Below are 15,688 nucleotides of genomic sequence, written 5' to 3'. Positions count from 1 at the left end.
CTGTTAAGCTATGAAATTAGTTTAATTCATCAAACCCGATATCCATCAGCGGATATATCTCCGGGTCTTCCAGGTAATAGTGCCACCATTCCGTTTCCAGTGCAATGAAACCGTGCGCTTCCATCATCGTGCGCAGCAGCTCCCTGTTCTCGATCACTTCCGCCTCCAGGTCCGGATAGTTATGATGCGCTTTTTCGGTAAAATCATCAAAGTCCGTCGGCATCGGCATTTCCTTTCCCGTTTTAAGATATATCAGCGTGAGGTCTACGGCTACGCCGCGGTTGTGCCCGGAGCCTTTCTTCGGATCGGCGGCATACCGGTCGTCCGGTACGATCTCCCACATTTTTTCCGTGACGCGGTAGGGGCGGTAGCCGTCGTATATTTTCAGCCCGAGCCCCATCGGCTTCAATACGGCCTGCAACCGCTGCAGCGCCTCATAGGCCGGCCGCCGCAGCCATACCGCCGCGAAAGGATAGAGCTGTTGCTTCGTGAAATTATGGACGGTGGCATACCGCACGTCCGTTGCGATGTCTGTTACCTTTACCAGCTGCATGTTGCTGTCCGCCTGCACCTGCGCATGGTATTGCGCAACGGAACGCACTACGGGCAAGCCGTATTTGTTCAGGGGAATTTCCTGGGCAAAGAGCAGCGTAGGCAGACAAAAAGCCCAGAGGATGAATATGTTTTTCACAATGAAGAAGTTAAATCCATCTAAAAATAGTGAAGAAAGTACAAAATCCGGGTAAAAAAGAATTGCAATAGGGCTGATAAATGAGGTATTTTAGAACCCTTAAAAATAAACAAGATGAGTTTGTTCCGATTAGATGGAAAGGTAGCCGTTGTAACGGGCGCCGGCAGTGGAATAGGGCAGGCTATTGCGCGTTGCTTCGCGGAAAACGGAGCGGTGGTGCATGTGCTGGAGCTGAATGAAGAAGCAGGGCAGGGTACGGTGAACGATATTACCGCCGCGGGCGGGAAGGCTTTTGCGCATGCGGTGAATGTGGCGGACCAGGCGGGTGTGGGCGCTGTGATGCAAAAGATCGCCGGTGTTTCCGGCCGGCTGGACGTACTGGTGAACTGCGCCGGCATCGCGCATATCGGAAAGCTCGAAACTACGCCGGAAGCGGATTTCGACCGGGTATTCTCGGTGAACGTGAAGGGCACTTATAATTGTATGTATGCTGTGATCGGGCAGATGAAGCAGCAGGGCGGCGGTGTGATCCTCAATGTGGCATCCATCGCGTCTACCGTGGGCATACCGGACCGGTTTGCGTATTCCATGAGCAAGGGCGCGGTATTGACGATGACCTTGTCTGTCGCCAAAGATTATCTTGGCGATAACATCCGCTGCAACTGCGTGTCCCCCGCGCGTGTGCATACGCCTTTTGTGGACGGCTTCATTGCAAAGAACTATCCGGGCCGCGAAGCGGAGATGTTTGAGAAACTTTCCCGGACGCAACCGATAGGAAGGATGGCGAAACCCGAAGAAGTGGGTTATCTTGCACTGTATCTCTGCTCGGACGAAGCAGGTTTTATTACAGGCTGCGATTACCCGATCGACGGCGGTTTCATCAAACTAAACAATTAAATGAAGAAGATCTTATTTCTCTGTGCCACAGTAGCTGCGCTGGCAGCCTGCAACAACGAAAACAAAAAAAAGGATTCAGCAAAAGCGGATGCGGTAACGCCGGCCACTCCCGCGGGAACATTTTCGGTAACATTTTCAGAACGGGATAAAGACACGTCTACCGTGCATTTTGCGTTTACGGTGGATTCCCTGCAATATGAAAGGTCATATAACGATGTGCCCTTGATGAAGGGGCTGGAAGATACCGCGCTGTACCGCATTCTCTGGGATGCGCCGAACAGCGTGTGGATCGGCTTCATCAAGGCCAACCGGGAAACAAGATATTATCATGGCAGCCAGGACGGCCGCTCGCTGAAGATACTCTGGGTGCCTTCGCCTCCCGCGAAGATCTACGAGTACATGGAAAAGGTAATGGGCCTCGGCGATGCTATCCGCAATCAGCCGCGGGTGTTCAAGTACCGGAAGAATTTCCAGTCCGGCAAGATCATAGCGGATTTCATTGTGGAAATACAACCGGGCAATTCACCGGAAGAAGTGAACGTATACTGTGAGTTCGGCGGCGTAACGCGCGTGCTGAACATGCCGGTGCCGGAAGGAGCAAAACCTTACGTTCAGGCGTTTGCGGACGATCATTGCTTTGCGGGATTGGAGATAGACGGGGAATTGGAGGAGTATTTCGAGATCAAGGTGGTGGAAGGACGTATTGGCGCACGGCAGTTGAAAACATTTGCAAAATAGCGGTACGGATGGGCCGCTTCGGTGGCCCGTCTGACCGTTTAAAAAACAAACGATTACAAATGACCCGCCTCCGGCGCTCCATTTGGCAACTGAAAAAACAAACGATTACAAATGAAACTTATCAGGTTCGGATTACCGGGAGAGGAAAAGCCAGGCATCATTACAGATGCCGGCATGTTTGACGCAAGCGCCTTCGGAGAGGACTTCGGAGAGCGTTTTTTTGAAACGGACGGATTGTCCCGCCTGTCAGCCTGGTGGACAGCGAACAGCGAAAAGTCCCCACGTGTACCCGACGGCGTTAGGCTGGGCTCCCCCGTGCAGCGCCCCTCCAAGATCATCTGCATCGGCCTGAACTACGCTGACCACGCCCGCGAAACCAATGCGCAGATACCGAAAGAACCGATCGTGTTCTTTAAATCCACTTCCTCCCTCGTTGGCCCTAATGACAACCTCGTCATCCCCCGCAACAGCGTGAAAACCGACTGGGAAGTGGAGCTGGCCGTGGTGATCGGTAAAAAGGCAAGTTATGTGGAAGAAAAAGACGCGATGGATTACATCGCCGGTTACGCCCTGCACAACGATTACAGCGAGCGCGAATTCCAGCTGGAAAGAGGCGGGCAATGGGTGAAAGGCAAGAGTAACGATACCTTTGCGCCACTCGGCCCCTGGCTGGCTACGAAAGACGAGATCGCCGACGTAGATAATCTTCGTTTATGGCTGACCGTTAATGGTAAGACCATGCAGGACGGCAATACTTCCAACCTGATCTTTAAAATACCATTCATCGTGTCTTACCTGAGCCAGTTCATGACCCTGCTCCCGGGCGATGTGATCTCCACCGGAACACCGGCAGGCGTGGGCCTTGGCTTTAACCCGCCCGTTTACCTGAAGGCCGGCGATGTAATAGAATTGGGTATCGACGGGCTGGGGTCTTCCAGACAAACCGCCGTAGCCTGGCAAAAATAACCGTTATGCAAAGATATTGCCTCGCGCTCGATCTGAAAGATGATCCGGCGCTGATCGCGGAGTATGAAGCGTATCACCGCAACGTGTGGCCGGAGATACAGGAAAGCATCCGCACGGCGGGCGTTACAGCGCTGGAGATCTACCGCGCCGGAAACCGGATGTTCATGATCATGGAAGTGGACGGCAGCTTTTCCTTTGAGCGCAAATCCGCCATGGACGCCGCTAATCCGAAAGTGCAGGAATGGGAAGCGCTGATGTGGAAATACCAGCAGGCCATCCCCGTAGCCAAACCCGGTGAAAAATGGGTGTTAATGGACAAGATATTTACGTTATGATAATTGACGCACACCAGCATTTCTGGATTTTCGATCCCGTGCGCGACGCCTGGATCACGGAGGACATGAGCGCCATCCGCCGGAATTTCCTGCCAGCGGACCTGGCGCCCGTATTGCAGGCCAATGGTGTGGACGGCTGCGTGGCCGTGCAGGCGGACCAGAGCGAGGCCGAAACGGATTTTCTGCTGCAGCTCGCAGCGGAGAACAGCTTCGTGAAAGGTGTGGTGGGATGGACGGACCTCCGGTCTGCCCGTTTGGATGAAAGGCTGGACCACTATGCGCAATTCCCTTTGCTGAAGGGCTTCCGGCACATCGTGCAGGGCGAACCTGATCCGGCGTTCCTGCTGCGGGAGGACTTCTGCAAAGGCGTAAAAGCGCTGGCAAGGCATGATTTCACATACGACATCCTCATCTACCCATATCAACTGCCCGCCGCTGTTCAATTCGTAGAAAAGTTCCCATATCAACGGCTCGTGATCGATCATCTTGCCAAACCTTATATCAAAAAAGGAGAAGTGAAAGGATGGGAGGAAAATATGCGCGCCATCGGCAAGCATGAACATGTTTACTGCAAGCTCAGCGGAATGGTAACGGAGGCGGATATACGTAACTGGAAGCAGGCGGATTTCACGCCGTACCTCGAAGTGGCGCTGGAAGCCTTCGGGCCGGACAGATTGATGTTTGGCTCCGACTGGCCGGTATGCCTCGTGGCGGCGGATTATCCGCAAATGAAAAAGATCGTGACGGATTTCATCGGGACGTTGACGCCCGCAGAACAGGCCCGCATCATGGGCGGTAACGCGGCGGCATTTTATAAACTTTCATAAATTCTATAAATGGATCTCGGATTACAGGATAAAGTAGTGATCGTTACCGGCGGCGCCAAAGGCATTGGGGAAGCGATTTCCAGGCTCATTGCGGCGGAAGGCGGCATTGTAGTGATAGCAGGCCGCAACGAAGCGGACAACGAAAAAACGGTATCGGCTATACGCAACGCCGGCGGCAAGGCCAGCAGCGTACAGGCGGAGCTGGGAAAAGTGGAAGATTGCAAAAAAGTGATCGACGCGGCGGTAAAGGAATACGGACGGATAGACGCACTGGTCAACAATGCCGGCGCCAACGACGGCGTGGGCCTGGAAAGCGGCAGTCCCGAAAAGTTCATGGCGTCGTTGCAGAACAACCTGTCGCATTACTACAACCTCGCGCATTATGCTTTGCCGCATCTGAAAGCGGCGAAAGGCAACATCGTTAACATCGGCTCCAAAGTAGCCGCTACCGGCCAGGGCAATACCTCCGGCTATGCCGCATCCAAAGGCGCTATCAACGCGCTCACACGGGAATGGGCCGTGGAGCTGCTGCCCTTTTCCATCAGGGTGAACACGGTGATCCCCGCGGAAGTATGGACGCCGCTGTATGAAACATGGATACAGTCATTGCCCAACCCGGAGGAAAAACTTGCATCCATCGTATCAAAAATTCCGCTGGAACAGAGAATGACCACGTCCGAAGAGATCGCCGGCATGACGGTGTTCCTGCTGTCCGCCCGCTCATCGCACACTACCGGCCAGATCGTGTATGTGGACGGCGGCTATACACACCTGGACCGTTCCATCAGCTGATACATTCATCACTCACATAAAGCAATTCCACATGGCAGGCGGCGCAGCTACCACTACCACGTATACTTCCGCCGGAAGTAAAGCCGGGAAGTATTTATTTCCGTTCATCCTCGTTACGAGCTTGTTCTTTTTATGGGCGTTGGTGCACAATCTCAGCCCGATCCTGATACCGCATCTCAAAAAAGCCTGCCGGTTGACGGACACGCAATCGTCGTTCATCGATTCGGCGGTGTTCCTGGCTTATTTCCTGCTGGCATTGCCTGCGGGATACATTATGAAACGCTTTGGCTTTAAATCCGGCATCATACTGGGTTTGCTGTTATACGCGGCAGGTGCGTTCCTGTTCATACCCGCCGCTAATTCCGGGCAATACATGTTTTTCCTGGTGGCTTTGTTCATCATTGCATCCGGGCTTACTTTCCTCGAAACCGCCGCCAATCCGTACGTGACCATCCTCGGCAACCCGGATACGGCCACTTTCCGGCTGAACCTGGCGCAATGTTTCAACGGTGTGGGCGCTTTTGTGGGACCGGTGATCGGCGCAAAGTTCATCCTCTCCGGCAAAGAGTATACGGAGCAGCAGCTGAACGCCATGCCCGCGGCGGAATTGCAGCAATACCTGGCTTCAGAGGCTGCGGCAGTGAAGATGCCTTACATGGTGATCGGGATCGTGGTGTTGCTGGTAGCCGTGCTGTTTATTTTTACAAAGATGCCGGACGTGAAGGAAGAAGATAACGCCGGCCAGCCCGCGGCGCATGAAGGCAGCATTTTCAGGCACCGGCATCTGATCGCCGCCATTGTTACACAATTCTTTTATGTAGGGGCGCAGGTGGGCGTGAATGCCTTTTTCATCCGCTTCGCGAAATATGCCGGCGGCATGCCGGAAAAGGAAGCGGCTTATCTGCTGGGCGCAGTAGCCGGTCTTGGTTTCATGATCGGGCGGTTTGTGGGCACTTTCCTTATGCGCTTCATGAAGCCGGCTACATTGTTATCGCTGTACGCCCTGCTGAACGTGATACTGATCCTCATTGCGATGACGGTGAAAGGAGAAGTCGCGATCTGGGCCGTGCTGGCGGTGCCTTTCTTCATGTCCATCATGTTCCCGACGATCTTTTCTTTAGGGCTGCAAGGGCTTGGCGGCGGTCATACCAAGCTGGGCTCTTCCATGCTGGTCATGGCGATCGTGGGGGGCGCCGTATGCCCTCCGCTGATGGGGCTGATCTCCGACGCCTCCAACATCCAGATGGCTTACCTCGTGCCGCTGGTATGTTTCGCCGTAGTGCTCTGGTTCGGCACGAAGGGATACAAGCTGGCGAAAGCGCAGTAAAACGATATTTTCTAAAAGCAGACGCTGTAACGCCGCAAGGTTTTACAGCGTTTTTTGTTGTAACTTTCATATAAGAAACCACTGATATGAAACCGCTCTATTTCCTGACCGCCTGCCTGTTTTTATTTGCTGCCTGTAGAAAAGATACGGTGGAGCAGGGCACCATGGAACTTGAATTCCGGAACGTGGCAGGAAACCAGCCGCTAACGCTGAATACGGCGACCTACCAGAATGCGGAAGGAGAGAACTTTACCATCAGCGCGTTCAAATATTACCTCAGCAATTTTTCCCTCGTTAAAATGGATAACAGCGAAGTGAAACTGCCCGCTGCGTATTTCCTGGTAGATCAGGCCAATGAAGCTTCCCGCGTCATTAAACTTGCCGCGCCCAAAGGGGAGTATAGGGCCGTGAAATTTCTCGTGGGGGTAGACAGCACCCGGAACGTGAGCGGTGCGCAGACAGGCGCGCTGGACGTAGTGCACGGCATGTTCTGGAGCTGGAACAGCGGGTACATCATGGCAAAGCTGGAAGGGTATTCCCCCGCGTCCACCGCTCCGGAAAACAGGCTGACCTTTCATATCGGAGGATTCCGGAAAGAGAACAGCGCCATACAGGAAGTGCTGCTTACCGCGCCTATCAGCCTGACCGTTGAATCCGGCCGCCTGCCGCAGCTGATGATAGATGCAGATGCCCTCGCATGGTTCAATCAACCTTTCCCCATCAAATTCGCCACCACCTCCACCATTCACGTACCCGGTGAAGATGCCGCGAAAATCGCCGCCAATTACCGTAACATGTTCCGCATAACCAGTGTGACCGACTTGTGATCAGACAAGCTATCTATATTGCGTGTGCCTTCCTGCTGATCTGGAGCTGCCGGAGGAACCCGGGTGTTTCACCGGGACCGCAGCCTTATCAGCTGGAGCTGCCGCCGGACTTCCCCGAACCGGTGTATGATATCTCGCAAAATCCGCTCACGGTGGAAGGCATTGCGCTCGGCAGAAGACTGTTCTACGATCCCCGTTTGTCCCGCGACAGCACCATCTCCTGCGGGTTCTGCCATCAGCAGTTCGCCGCGTTCGCACATTTCGATCATCCTTTAAGTCATGGTATCGACAACCGCACCGGCATCCGTTCCGTTCCCGGATTGTTCAACCTCATCTGGCAAAAGGATTTTATGTGGGATGGCGGCGTAAATCATCTCGAAATTCAACCGCTCACACCCATTACAGATCCTGATGAAATGGGCGAAGACCTTGCTGTGCTCATCAGCCGCCTCAATGCGGATGCGAAATACCGCAGCATGTTCAAAGCAGCGTTCGGGGAAGGCGAGATCAACAGCCAGCGGTTATTCCGCGCGCTCACACAGTTCATGGTTACCATGAACTCCTTTCACTCGAAATACGACAGCGTAAAACGGCAGGCGCCGGGCGTAGCCTTTACATACGAAGAAGAGCAGGGTTACCAGGTATTCCAGCAGAAATGCGCGTCCTGCCACAAGGAACCGCTGTTCACCGATGGCAGCTTCCGCAATAACGGCCTCCCTTACAACGCCGCGCTGAACGATGCCGGCCGCATGCGCATCACCAACAACACCGGCGATTACCTGAAATTCAAGGTACCCTCCCTGCGGAATATCATGAAGAGCCCGCCATATATGCACGACGGGCGTTTTTACGATATCTTCAACGTGTTTGACCATTATTCCGAAGGGATCGAACAAACCCCCACCATCGACCCCCTGGTGCAGAACGGCATTCCCCTCACGGAAGATGAAAAGCGGCATCTGTATTTTTTCCTCAGCACGCTCACCGATCCCGGTTTTATCAACAATAAGTCCCTTAGCGAGATACTCATCGAAGATTAGGCAATATAATAGCATGATTTAATTTGTATATGTTATTACTGATATTATATTGATGATTTTGCTCAGGTAAAGGAGAGGTAAAGGAGAAGTATAGGAGAGCTATAGGAAAGACATTTGAGAAAACGGGTAAAATAATGGACTAAAGAGGAGCCAACTGATGTTATTTTGACGGATTTTTTCCGGCTTTCGTCATTTGGAGTCCATTTAACAACTTTAGCGGCTGTTTTAACGTTTTATGGAATGGTATTTGTCAATCTCCGGCGTCATGAAGAAAATAATAGTAACACTGATGTTAATAGCAGCGGGCCTCGCTCCGGCGGTAGCACAGAAAGTGGTGCCCAAAACCGGCATCGCCAGCTACTATGCACAAAAGTTCCACGGCCGCAAAACAGCCAGTGGTGAGATATTCGACAACACCGCCATGACGGCCGCGCATAATACCCTGCCGCTCGGCACCTATATCAAAGTAACCAATATCCGTAACAACCGTTGGGTAGTGGTGAAGGTCACCGACCGTTTGCATCACGCCAACCGCCGTATCGTAGACCTGACGCAGGCGGCGGCGAAGAAGCTGGGCTTCATCCACTGGGGGCTCGCAAAAGTGCGCGTGGAAGTGGTGACGAAGGCGTACGTGAACAGCATCCCTTATTTTGATCTGGCGGCGAGCTGACCAGAACCGAACACGCCATGTACCAAAACCGGACATCTGAATAAATCCTTCAGGTATAAAAACATGGTTTACAGTCCTGTCACAATCTGGCCCCTTTTTTAGCCTGTTCACCTGCCCACCAAAATCCGGAACATGTTAAAAAACTATTTTCTGATAGCCTGGCGCACCATCCGGCAAAACAAGACCCTGTCATTCATTAATATCTTCGGCCTGTCCACCGGTATGGCCTTCGCGCTGCTCATCGGCCTGTGGGTGAAGCATGAAACCAGCTTCAACAAATTTAACGAGCACGCGGAACGCATCGGCATCATGCGGAAGAACACCCAATTCAACAACGAGAAAGCCACACAGGTGGCAACGCCCCTGCCTTTGCACGACGAGCTGAAGAACAATTATCCGGAAGTGGAAAGAGCCACGAGAATGGATTGGGGAAACGGTCACAGCCTTATGCACGGAGATAGCAAATACAGCAAAAGAGGCAGATACGTAGATCCGGATTTCCTGAAAATGTCCTCGCTGCCGCTGCTGCAGGGCAATATTGAAACCGCCTTGAACGATCCTAACTCCATCATATTATCGCAATCCCTTGCAGCAACCATGTTCAGGGGGCAAAACCCCCTCGGCAAGATCGTCCGTATAGACAACCAGTACAATGTACAGGTAACCGGCGTTATCGCAGATGCGCCTTCCAATTTCTCTTTCGGGTACGAATTTCTCGCGCCGTTCGAGTTCAAGGTGCTGAACATTGATTTCGTAAAAAATGCGAAAACGCAGTGGAGCAATAATTTCCTGATGAATCTGGTGGAGCTGAAAGAAGGCGCTTCCATGGAAGCTTTTTCAAAGAAGATCGAGCGGTTGATAGAGCAGAAGGACGAAAACAATAAAGGGCAGCGGCTTTTCCTGCAGCCCTTGCTGCGCTGGCATTTGTACAATGATTACAGGAACTGGGCAAGCGTCGGCGGCAAGATCGAATACGTGCGGCTGCTTGGCATTGTAGGCATCCTTGTGCTGCTGATCGCCTGTATCAATTTCATGAATCTGTCCACCGCCCGCTCTGGGAAAAGAGCGCGGGAAGTGGGCGTCCGCAAGGCGATCGGCTCGCAGCGCTCGCAGCTGATCGTGCAGTTCCTGACCGAATCCATGCTCACGGCATTCATTGCATTTCTGCTGGCTTTGGTGTTGATGTGGGTGGTGCTGCCTTTCCTGAAAGATGTGGGGTTTGAAGCGATCAGGATCAATTTTTCCGATCTCTCGCTGCTGGCGTCGGTGCTGGGAGTGTGCATTCTTACAGGACTGATAGCAGGCAGCTATCCCGCCTTGTACCTGTCTTCTTTCCTGCCGGTAAAAGTGTTGAAAGGCACATTGCGGCAGGGAACAGGCGCCGCCGCTTTCCGTAAAGTGCTTGTGGTTTCCCAGTTTGCAGTGTCTGTGGGGCTGATCATCAGTACCGTCATTGTTTTTCAACAGATCAGGCATGCGAAGGAACGTTCGGTGGGATATGATCCGGATAACCTGATCACCATCAGCGCCAGCACAGACCTTATCAAACAATACGCCATGCTGAAGCAGGACTTGCTGAATACCGGCTTCCTGGAGGCGGTATCCAAATCTTCCAGCCCGATGACCGGTGTGAACAACAACTGGGGCGGCTTTTCCTGGGAAGGGTACGACCCTTCGGCGAATATAGCCATGGACGTGGTGATGACGGAATGGGACTATGAAAAAACAGTTGGCCTGCGATTGAAGCAGGGCCGTGCCTTCTCGAAAGAGTTTCGCACCGATTCGTCCGCCGTGATCATCAATGAAGCCGCCATGAAGGTGATCGGCTTCAAAGAGCCGCTCGGCAAAATAATCCGGCTGAACGACCAGCCGCTCACCATCATCGGCGTCAACGAAAACGTGATCATGAGAGATCCGTTCAAATCCGTTGTTCCTACCGTTATCATTTTCAACCCGGATAACGTTTCCGATATCCTGCTCCGCCTGAAACCCGGCAGGGACGTGCGTCAGGCGCTGGCCGCCATTCAGCCCGTTGTTGAACGCTACAATCCTTCCCTGCCTTTTGCCTACAATTTCGTGGATGAAGAATACGGCAAGAAGTTCGCCATGGAAAACCAGGTGGGCAAGCTGGCAGGTATTTTCGCGGTGCTGGCGATTTTTATTTCCTGCCTCGGGCTGTTTGGCCTGGCAATGTTCATGGCGGAACGAAGAACGAAGGAGATCGGTATCCGCAAAGTGCTGGGCGCTTCCCTGGCGGACGTGTGGATGCTGTTATCAAAGGAATTTGTATGGCTGGTGCTGGCCGGCTGCCTCATTGCTTCACCACTGGCTTTCTGGCTGATGCAGAACTGGCTGCGGCACTATGATTACCGGATCGATATCAGCTGGTGGATATTTATCCTCGCGGGATCGCTCGCTGTTGTGATCGCCTTGCTGACGGTAAGTACACAGGCGGTCAAAGCCGCTATGCTCAACCCGGTGAAGAGCCTCAGAAGTGAATAACCAATCGTCCCCACGCATGGAATGTGTTGCATATTCCGGTAAAAAATGATATTTTACCAGTTCCACGTCAGTAAAATATTTCCTTTATGATCAAACACACATGGACATTGTTACTCGGGGCCATGACCCTGTTTGCCTGTCAATCCGGGCAAAAAAAAGCAGCATCTGCCGGTAACGCGGACTCCACCGCCACCAGAACGGTGTGGACCGCGGAGCAGGCGAATAACTGGTATAAGGACCAGCCCTGGCTGGTAGGCGCCAATTACATCACCAGCTCGGCCATCAACCAGCTGGAAATGTGGCAGGCCGAAACGTTCGATACCGCGGCGATCGACAAGGAACTGGGCCTCGCGGCTTCCATCGGCATGAATACCATGCGCGTATTCCTGCATGACCTGCTGTACACGCAGGACCCTGAAGGGCTTTTCCAGCGGATGGAAACCTTCCTCGGCATCGCGGCCAAACACAACATCCGCATCATGTTCGTATTGTTCGATTCCGTGTGGGACCCCTTCCCGGTAGCCGGTAAACAGCGCGAGCCCAAACCCGGTGTGCACAACTCCGGATGGGTGCAAAGCCCCGGCCTCAAAATACTGGAAGATTCCGCGGCTTTCAACAAGCTGGAAGGCTATGTAACGGAAACGATTAAACGTTTCGGAAAGGATAAAAGAGTGGTATGCTGGGACGTATGGAACGAGCCCGATAATCCCAACAAATCCGCCTACGGAACGGTGGAGCTGCAAAACAAAGCGGAGTACGTACTGCCGAAACTGAAAAAGACCTTTGAGTGGGCCAGGGCCGCAAACCCTGAACAGCCGCTGACTTCCGGCGTATGGATCGGCGACTGGACGCCCGAAAAGATCAGTCCCATCAGCCAGCTGATGCTGGAACAATCGGATATCATCAGCTTCCATACGTACGACGATACCACCGAAGTGGAAAAGCGCATCGCCATATTGCAGCAGCTCGGCAAACCGCTGGTTTGTACCGAATACATGGCGCGCCCGCGGAACAGCACTTTCTTCGCCATCCTCCCGATCTTCAAAAAACATAACATCGGCGCTTACAACTGGGGCTTTGCCGAAGGGAAATCACAAACCAACTATCCCTGGGACAGCTGGCAGAAACCCTACAAGGAAGAGCCTAAACCCTGGTTCCATGACGTGTTCAGAAAGAACGGAGAACCGTATAGCAAGGAAGAAACAGAATTTATCAAATCGATCACAGGAAAGAAATCATAAAAAAGGAAGCGCCCGCAAAGGCGCTTCCATAGTCTATTCACAGCTCCCGGTATAATGCCGGGAGTTTTTTATTGGTGCTTCCAGCAGGCGGTAATATGATCGTTCACCATACCCGTAGCCTGCATGTACGCATAGCAGATCGTAGAGCCCACGAACTTGAACCCCCGCTTCAGCAAATCCTTGCTCATGGCGTCTGATTCCGGCGTGCGGGGCGGCACCTGCGAAAGGCTTTTGTATTTGTGATCGATGGGTTGGCCGCCAACGAATTGCCAGATGTATGTATCAAAGCTGCCGAATTCCTTTTGTACGGCAAGAAATGCTTTCGCATTACCGATGGTAGCGTTGATCTTTAAACGGTTGCGGATGATGCCGGGGTTCTGCATCAGCTTCTCCACTTTGGCTTCGGTATATTTCGCGATCTTCTTCGCGTCCCAGCTGTCAAAAGCCTTGCGGTAATTTTCGCGTTTGGTGAGCACGGTATACCAGCTCAGCCCCGCCTGCGCGCCTTCGAGGTTCAGCATTTCAAAGAGATGCGTATCGTCATGGCTCGGCGTGCCCCATTCATGGTCATGGTAATCCATGTAAAGCTGGTCTTTCAGGCACCAGCTGCAGCGTGTTACAGTTCCCATTTTTTGATCATTTCTTTCACCTGTTTCTTGTATGTTTTCAGATCGTTGATCGTTTGCTGGATGAAGCTGTTATCTTCCAGCTTGCCGACTACGGCTTCCATTTCCGCTTCGTTTTCGTAGGTCATTTGGCGGAATGGGTTGCGGTAATCTTTTTCGCGGGAATGATAGATGCCTTCCGTCAGTGTGCCGAAAGTGAAAACGGACTGTTCGAGAAATTTCTTGAGCTGTTGTTTCGTTAGTTCTTTCGGGCTGATGTCGTGCAGCTGCAGGAGGCAGGCCAGCGCGTGCTGCAGCTTGTCCTGCTCATAGGAAGCGCCGATCTCGCGGTACGCATCGTGCAGCTGCGGCCAGCTGCCGATCTTCCCTTTGCGGATGCGGTTCTTCAGGTCTTCCAGCGTTTCCGCCTTGATGAGTTGCCCGCCGGCATTGTGCCAGGCGCTGCGTTTCACATTCTTGCAGTAAGCCTGCAAAGCGGAAAAGGAGCTGATGTTGAAGGCTGTGGCGTTTTTGATGAGGTTGCGGATGGCATGCAGGGTGATCAGTTCGCGGAACAGCGGGTAGGACTTGTGCACTTTCAGCAGCTGTACCTTGCGCTGGCTGTTCTCAATGTTTTCTCCCAGTATTTCCATGCGGCTTACTTTGGCGTTCTCTTCCAGGAGAAGGTTTCTGCCCGTTTGCCGGATGGTGTTCTTGGACAGCTTTTCGATGTTCTTGTCCTGCTTCCGGTAGTAGGCTTTCGCCACCGCGATCTCCATCAGCTCCAGCGATTCCAGTATCTCTTCCACGGAGTCCGGCGCCAGGTAGTCGTATTCGATGGGTTGTGTTTTGTCGGTGCGTTTGTCGCGGTCCACATACTTCCAGGAATTACGCGCGAGGGCGTACATGTTATGCAGGAAGAAGTACCCCGGCATTATTTTGAGCATGTTCTCGTGCTCGTCGTTCACCACAAGGCTGAACGGGAAAGGCACGCGCAGTTCGCTCATATAATTGCCTTTGGAGATCAGTGCGAAGCTGGCAAATTTTGAGTTATGCTTGAGGCTTACGCAAAGTCCCGGCCAGAAGCCCCGTCCGGCGATAATCTCGCCGTCCGCGCCGCGGGAGTTGTGATTGGAGCCGATGGTAGCGCCGGCGGCCATGTTGCTTTGCCCCATGACGAGCGCCGCGCAGAGGAATGAATTGTTATGGTGCTGTTCATGCGCCGGGAATATGAGCGAGTTCAGCACTTCACAGCAGGAGATGGTGGCGTTGTTGCCGAGATAGGAGTTGATGAGGCGCGCGCCGTATTTCAGCTGTGAATGGGAGGCCATTACAAAACGCACGGCCTTTACGCCATAAAACACGCGGCAGCCCAGCCCCACAATGCCGTTCACCAGCTCGCAGCCTTCGCCTATCTGCGAGGGAGCGCCCGCTTCGCTGTTGATGGTCACGTTCTTGATCTTGTTGGCGCCTTTGAGATAGGCGTCCGTTCCGATGGTCACGTCCTTGATGATCTTGCAGTTCTTGATCACCGTGCGGTCGCCCACCATGCCGTAGTATCCTCTTTTTTTATCGAACTGTTTTTCGGTGAAGGACTTGAACTGGTCCATCAGCGCCTGGTCCTGCCGGCTGCGGGTCCACAGCCAGGCATCACCGGGCAGCATGCCGTCGAACGGCATCACGCTTCTGCCGCCGTTCTCGTTGCACAGCTCCATCCAGATGCGTACGCTTTCCGGTTCACCTTCTTTCACAATGCCGTTCCCGAATTTGGCATGATCGGTCACGCCCATTTCGTTCACGTTGGCAATGATCACCTCGTTGCCGATGATGTAATGCGACAGGAAGTTCACGTTATGCACCACTACGTTATCCCCGAAATCGCAGGAGGCGATGGTGCTGTTGTACAGCCCCACCGGCAGGCGGAGGTTGTGGAATTCGAGGAAGTAAGGTTCCAGCTTCCCGATGCGGATCATGCCGTAGAAGTGGCAGTGCTGCACGAGGTTGGGATCAAATTCGTTATCTACAAAAATGTTGTTCCAGTCGTCTGAAGTATTGTCGTTGCGTACCAGCGTTTCTATCTCCCAGGCTTTCAGCTTGCGGTGCACGGTTTCCTTGCCTCTTTGCTGATCGCGGAGATAGTATTCGGTTTTGCCTTCCGGCAGCCAGGTGTTATCGATGAACTGATAACCGAGCTGGCTGAGTGGCTTCTTTTCTATATGGTTCATAAGGA

General features: G+C 53.0%; 15 protein-coding genes. 12 read left to right on the top strand and 3 right to left on the bottom strand.

Annotation, left to right across the window (positions count from 1 at the left end; all coding sequences use genetic code 11):
• Positions 1–16: 16 nt before the first annotated feature.
• A complete protein-coding gene (locus CCY01nite_RS00285; RefSeq protein ID WP_146857307.1) occupies positions 17–691 on the bottom strand; it encodes a M15 family metallopeptidase in 675 nt (224 codons plus the stop codon).
• Between the two features lie 114 nt (positions 692–805).
• Here CCY01nite_RS00285 and CCY01nite_RS00280 point away from each other — a divergent pair, with 114 nt between their 5' ends.
• From CCY01nite_RS00280 to CCY01nite_RS00225, 12 genes are all read left to right on the top strand, one after another.
• Positions 806–1,588: an SDR family NAD(P)-dependent oxidoreductase gene (locus CCY01nite_RS00280; RefSeq protein ID WP_246129810.1), complete on the top strand. Its 783-nt coding sequence runs from the start codon at positions 806–808 to the stop codon at positions 1,586–1,588.
• Entirely contained in the window at positions 1,589–2,326 is a 738-nt protein-coding gene (locus CCY01nite_RS00275) for a hypothetical protein (RefSeq protein ID WP_146857306.1), read from the top strand.
• Between the two features lie 111 nt (positions 2,327–2,437).
• Positions 2,438–3,292, top strand: coding sequence for a fumarylacetoacetate hydrolase family protein (locus tag CCY01nite_RS00270; protein ID WP_146857305.1), 855 nt, complete (start codon positions 2,438–2,440; stop codon positions 3,290–3,292).
• Positions 3,293–3,297: 5 nt separating this feature from the next.
• Entirely contained in the window at positions 3,298–3,627 is a 330-nt protein-coding gene (locus CCY01nite_RS00265) for an L-rhamnose mutarotase (protein WP_146857304.1), read from the top strand.
• Positions 3,624–4,454 carry an amidohydrolase family protein gene (locus CCY01nite_RS00260; protein WP_146857303.1) on the top strand — a complete coding sequence of 277 codons (831 nt, stop codon included), beginning with the start codon at positions 3,624–3,626 and terminating at the stop codon, positions 4,452–4,454. Before CCY01nite_RS00265 ends, CCY01nite_RS00260 begins: the two co-directional genes overlap by 4 nt.
• Positions 4,455–4,463: 9 nt before the next feature.
• Complete coding sequence (locus tag CCY01nite_RS00255; RefSeq protein ID WP_146857302.1) at positions 4,464–5,246, top strand: L-fucose dehydrogenase; 783 nt, start codon at positions 4,464–4,466, stop codon at positions 5,244–5,246.
• A 31-nt stretch (positions 5,247–5,277) separates the two neighbouring features.
• Positions 5,278–6,573 carry an L-fucose:H+ symporter permease gene (fucP, locus tag CCY01nite_RS00250; protein ID WP_146857301.1) on the top strand — a complete coding sequence of 432 codons (1,296 nt, stop codon included), beginning with the start codon at positions 5,278–5,280 and terminating at the stop codon, positions 6,571–6,573.
• Positions 6,574–6,659: 86 nt separating this feature from the next.
• Complete coding sequence (locus tag CCY01nite_RS00245; protein ID WP_146857300.1) at positions 6,660–7,400, top strand: MbnP family protein; 741 nt, start codon at positions 6,660–6,662, stop codon at positions 7,398–7,400.
• Positions 7,397–8,440 (top strand): cytochrome-c peroxidase, encoded by a 1,044-nt coding sequence (locus CCY01nite_RS00240; protein WP_146857299.1) that lies wholly within the window; start codon positions 7,397–7,399, stop codon positions 8,438–8,440. The genes CCY01nite_RS00245 and CCY01nite_RS00240 overlap by 4 nt, the downstream gene beginning before the upstream one ends.
• Before the next feature lie 265 nt (positions 8,441–8,705).
• Positions 8,706–9,110 (top strand): septal ring lytic transglycosylase RlpA family protein, encoded by a 405-nt coding sequence (locus CCY01nite_RS00235; RefSeq protein WP_222614287.1) that lies wholly within the window; start codon positions 8,706–8,708, stop codon positions 9,108–9,110.
• A 132-nt stretch (positions 9,111–9,242) separates the two neighbouring features.
• Positions 9,243–11,612, top strand: coding sequence for an ABC transporter permease (locus tag CCY01nite_RS00230; RefSeq protein ID WP_146857297.1), 2,370 nt, complete (start codon positions 9,243–9,245; stop codon positions 11,610–11,612).
• 86 nt (positions 11,613–11,698) lie between these two features.
• Positions 11,699–12,853 carry a cellulase family glycosylhydrolase gene (locus CCY01nite_RS00225; RefSeq protein ID WP_146857296.1) on the top strand — a complete coding sequence of 385 codons (1,155 nt, stop codon included), beginning with the start codon at positions 11,699–11,701 and terminating at the stop codon, positions 12,851–12,853.
• Between the two features lie 68 nt (positions 12,854–12,921).
• Here the strand turns inward: CCY01nite_RS00225 and CCY01nite_RS00220 are convergent, their stop codons facing one another.
• Complete coding sequence (locus CCY01nite_RS00220; protein ID WP_146857295.1) at positions 12,922–13,482, bottom strand: DNA-3-methyladenine glycosylase I; 561 nt, start codon at positions 13,480–13,482, stop codon at positions 12,922–12,924.
• The gene (locus CCY01nite_RS00215) at positions 13,470–15,683 is read right to left on the bottom strand and encodes a DUF4954 family protein (RefSeq protein WP_146857294.1); all 2,214 of its coding nucleotides are present in this window, start codon (positions 15,681–15,683) and stop codon (positions 13,470–13,472) included. The genes CCY01nite_RS00220 and CCY01nite_RS00215 overlap by 13 nt, the downstream gene beginning before the upstream one ends.
• Positions 15,684–15,688 lie beyond the last annotated feature (5 nt).

Source organism: Chitinophaga cymbidii, assembly GCF_007992715.1.
In the GTDB taxonomy this organism is placed as follows: domain Bacteria; phylum Bacteroidota; class Bacteroidia; order Chitinophagales; family Chitinophagaceae; genus Chitinophaga; species Chitinophaga cymbidii.
The sequence above is the reverse complement of the archived record's forward strand: the minus strand, read 5'-3'. Positions and strand labels throughout refer to the sequence as shown.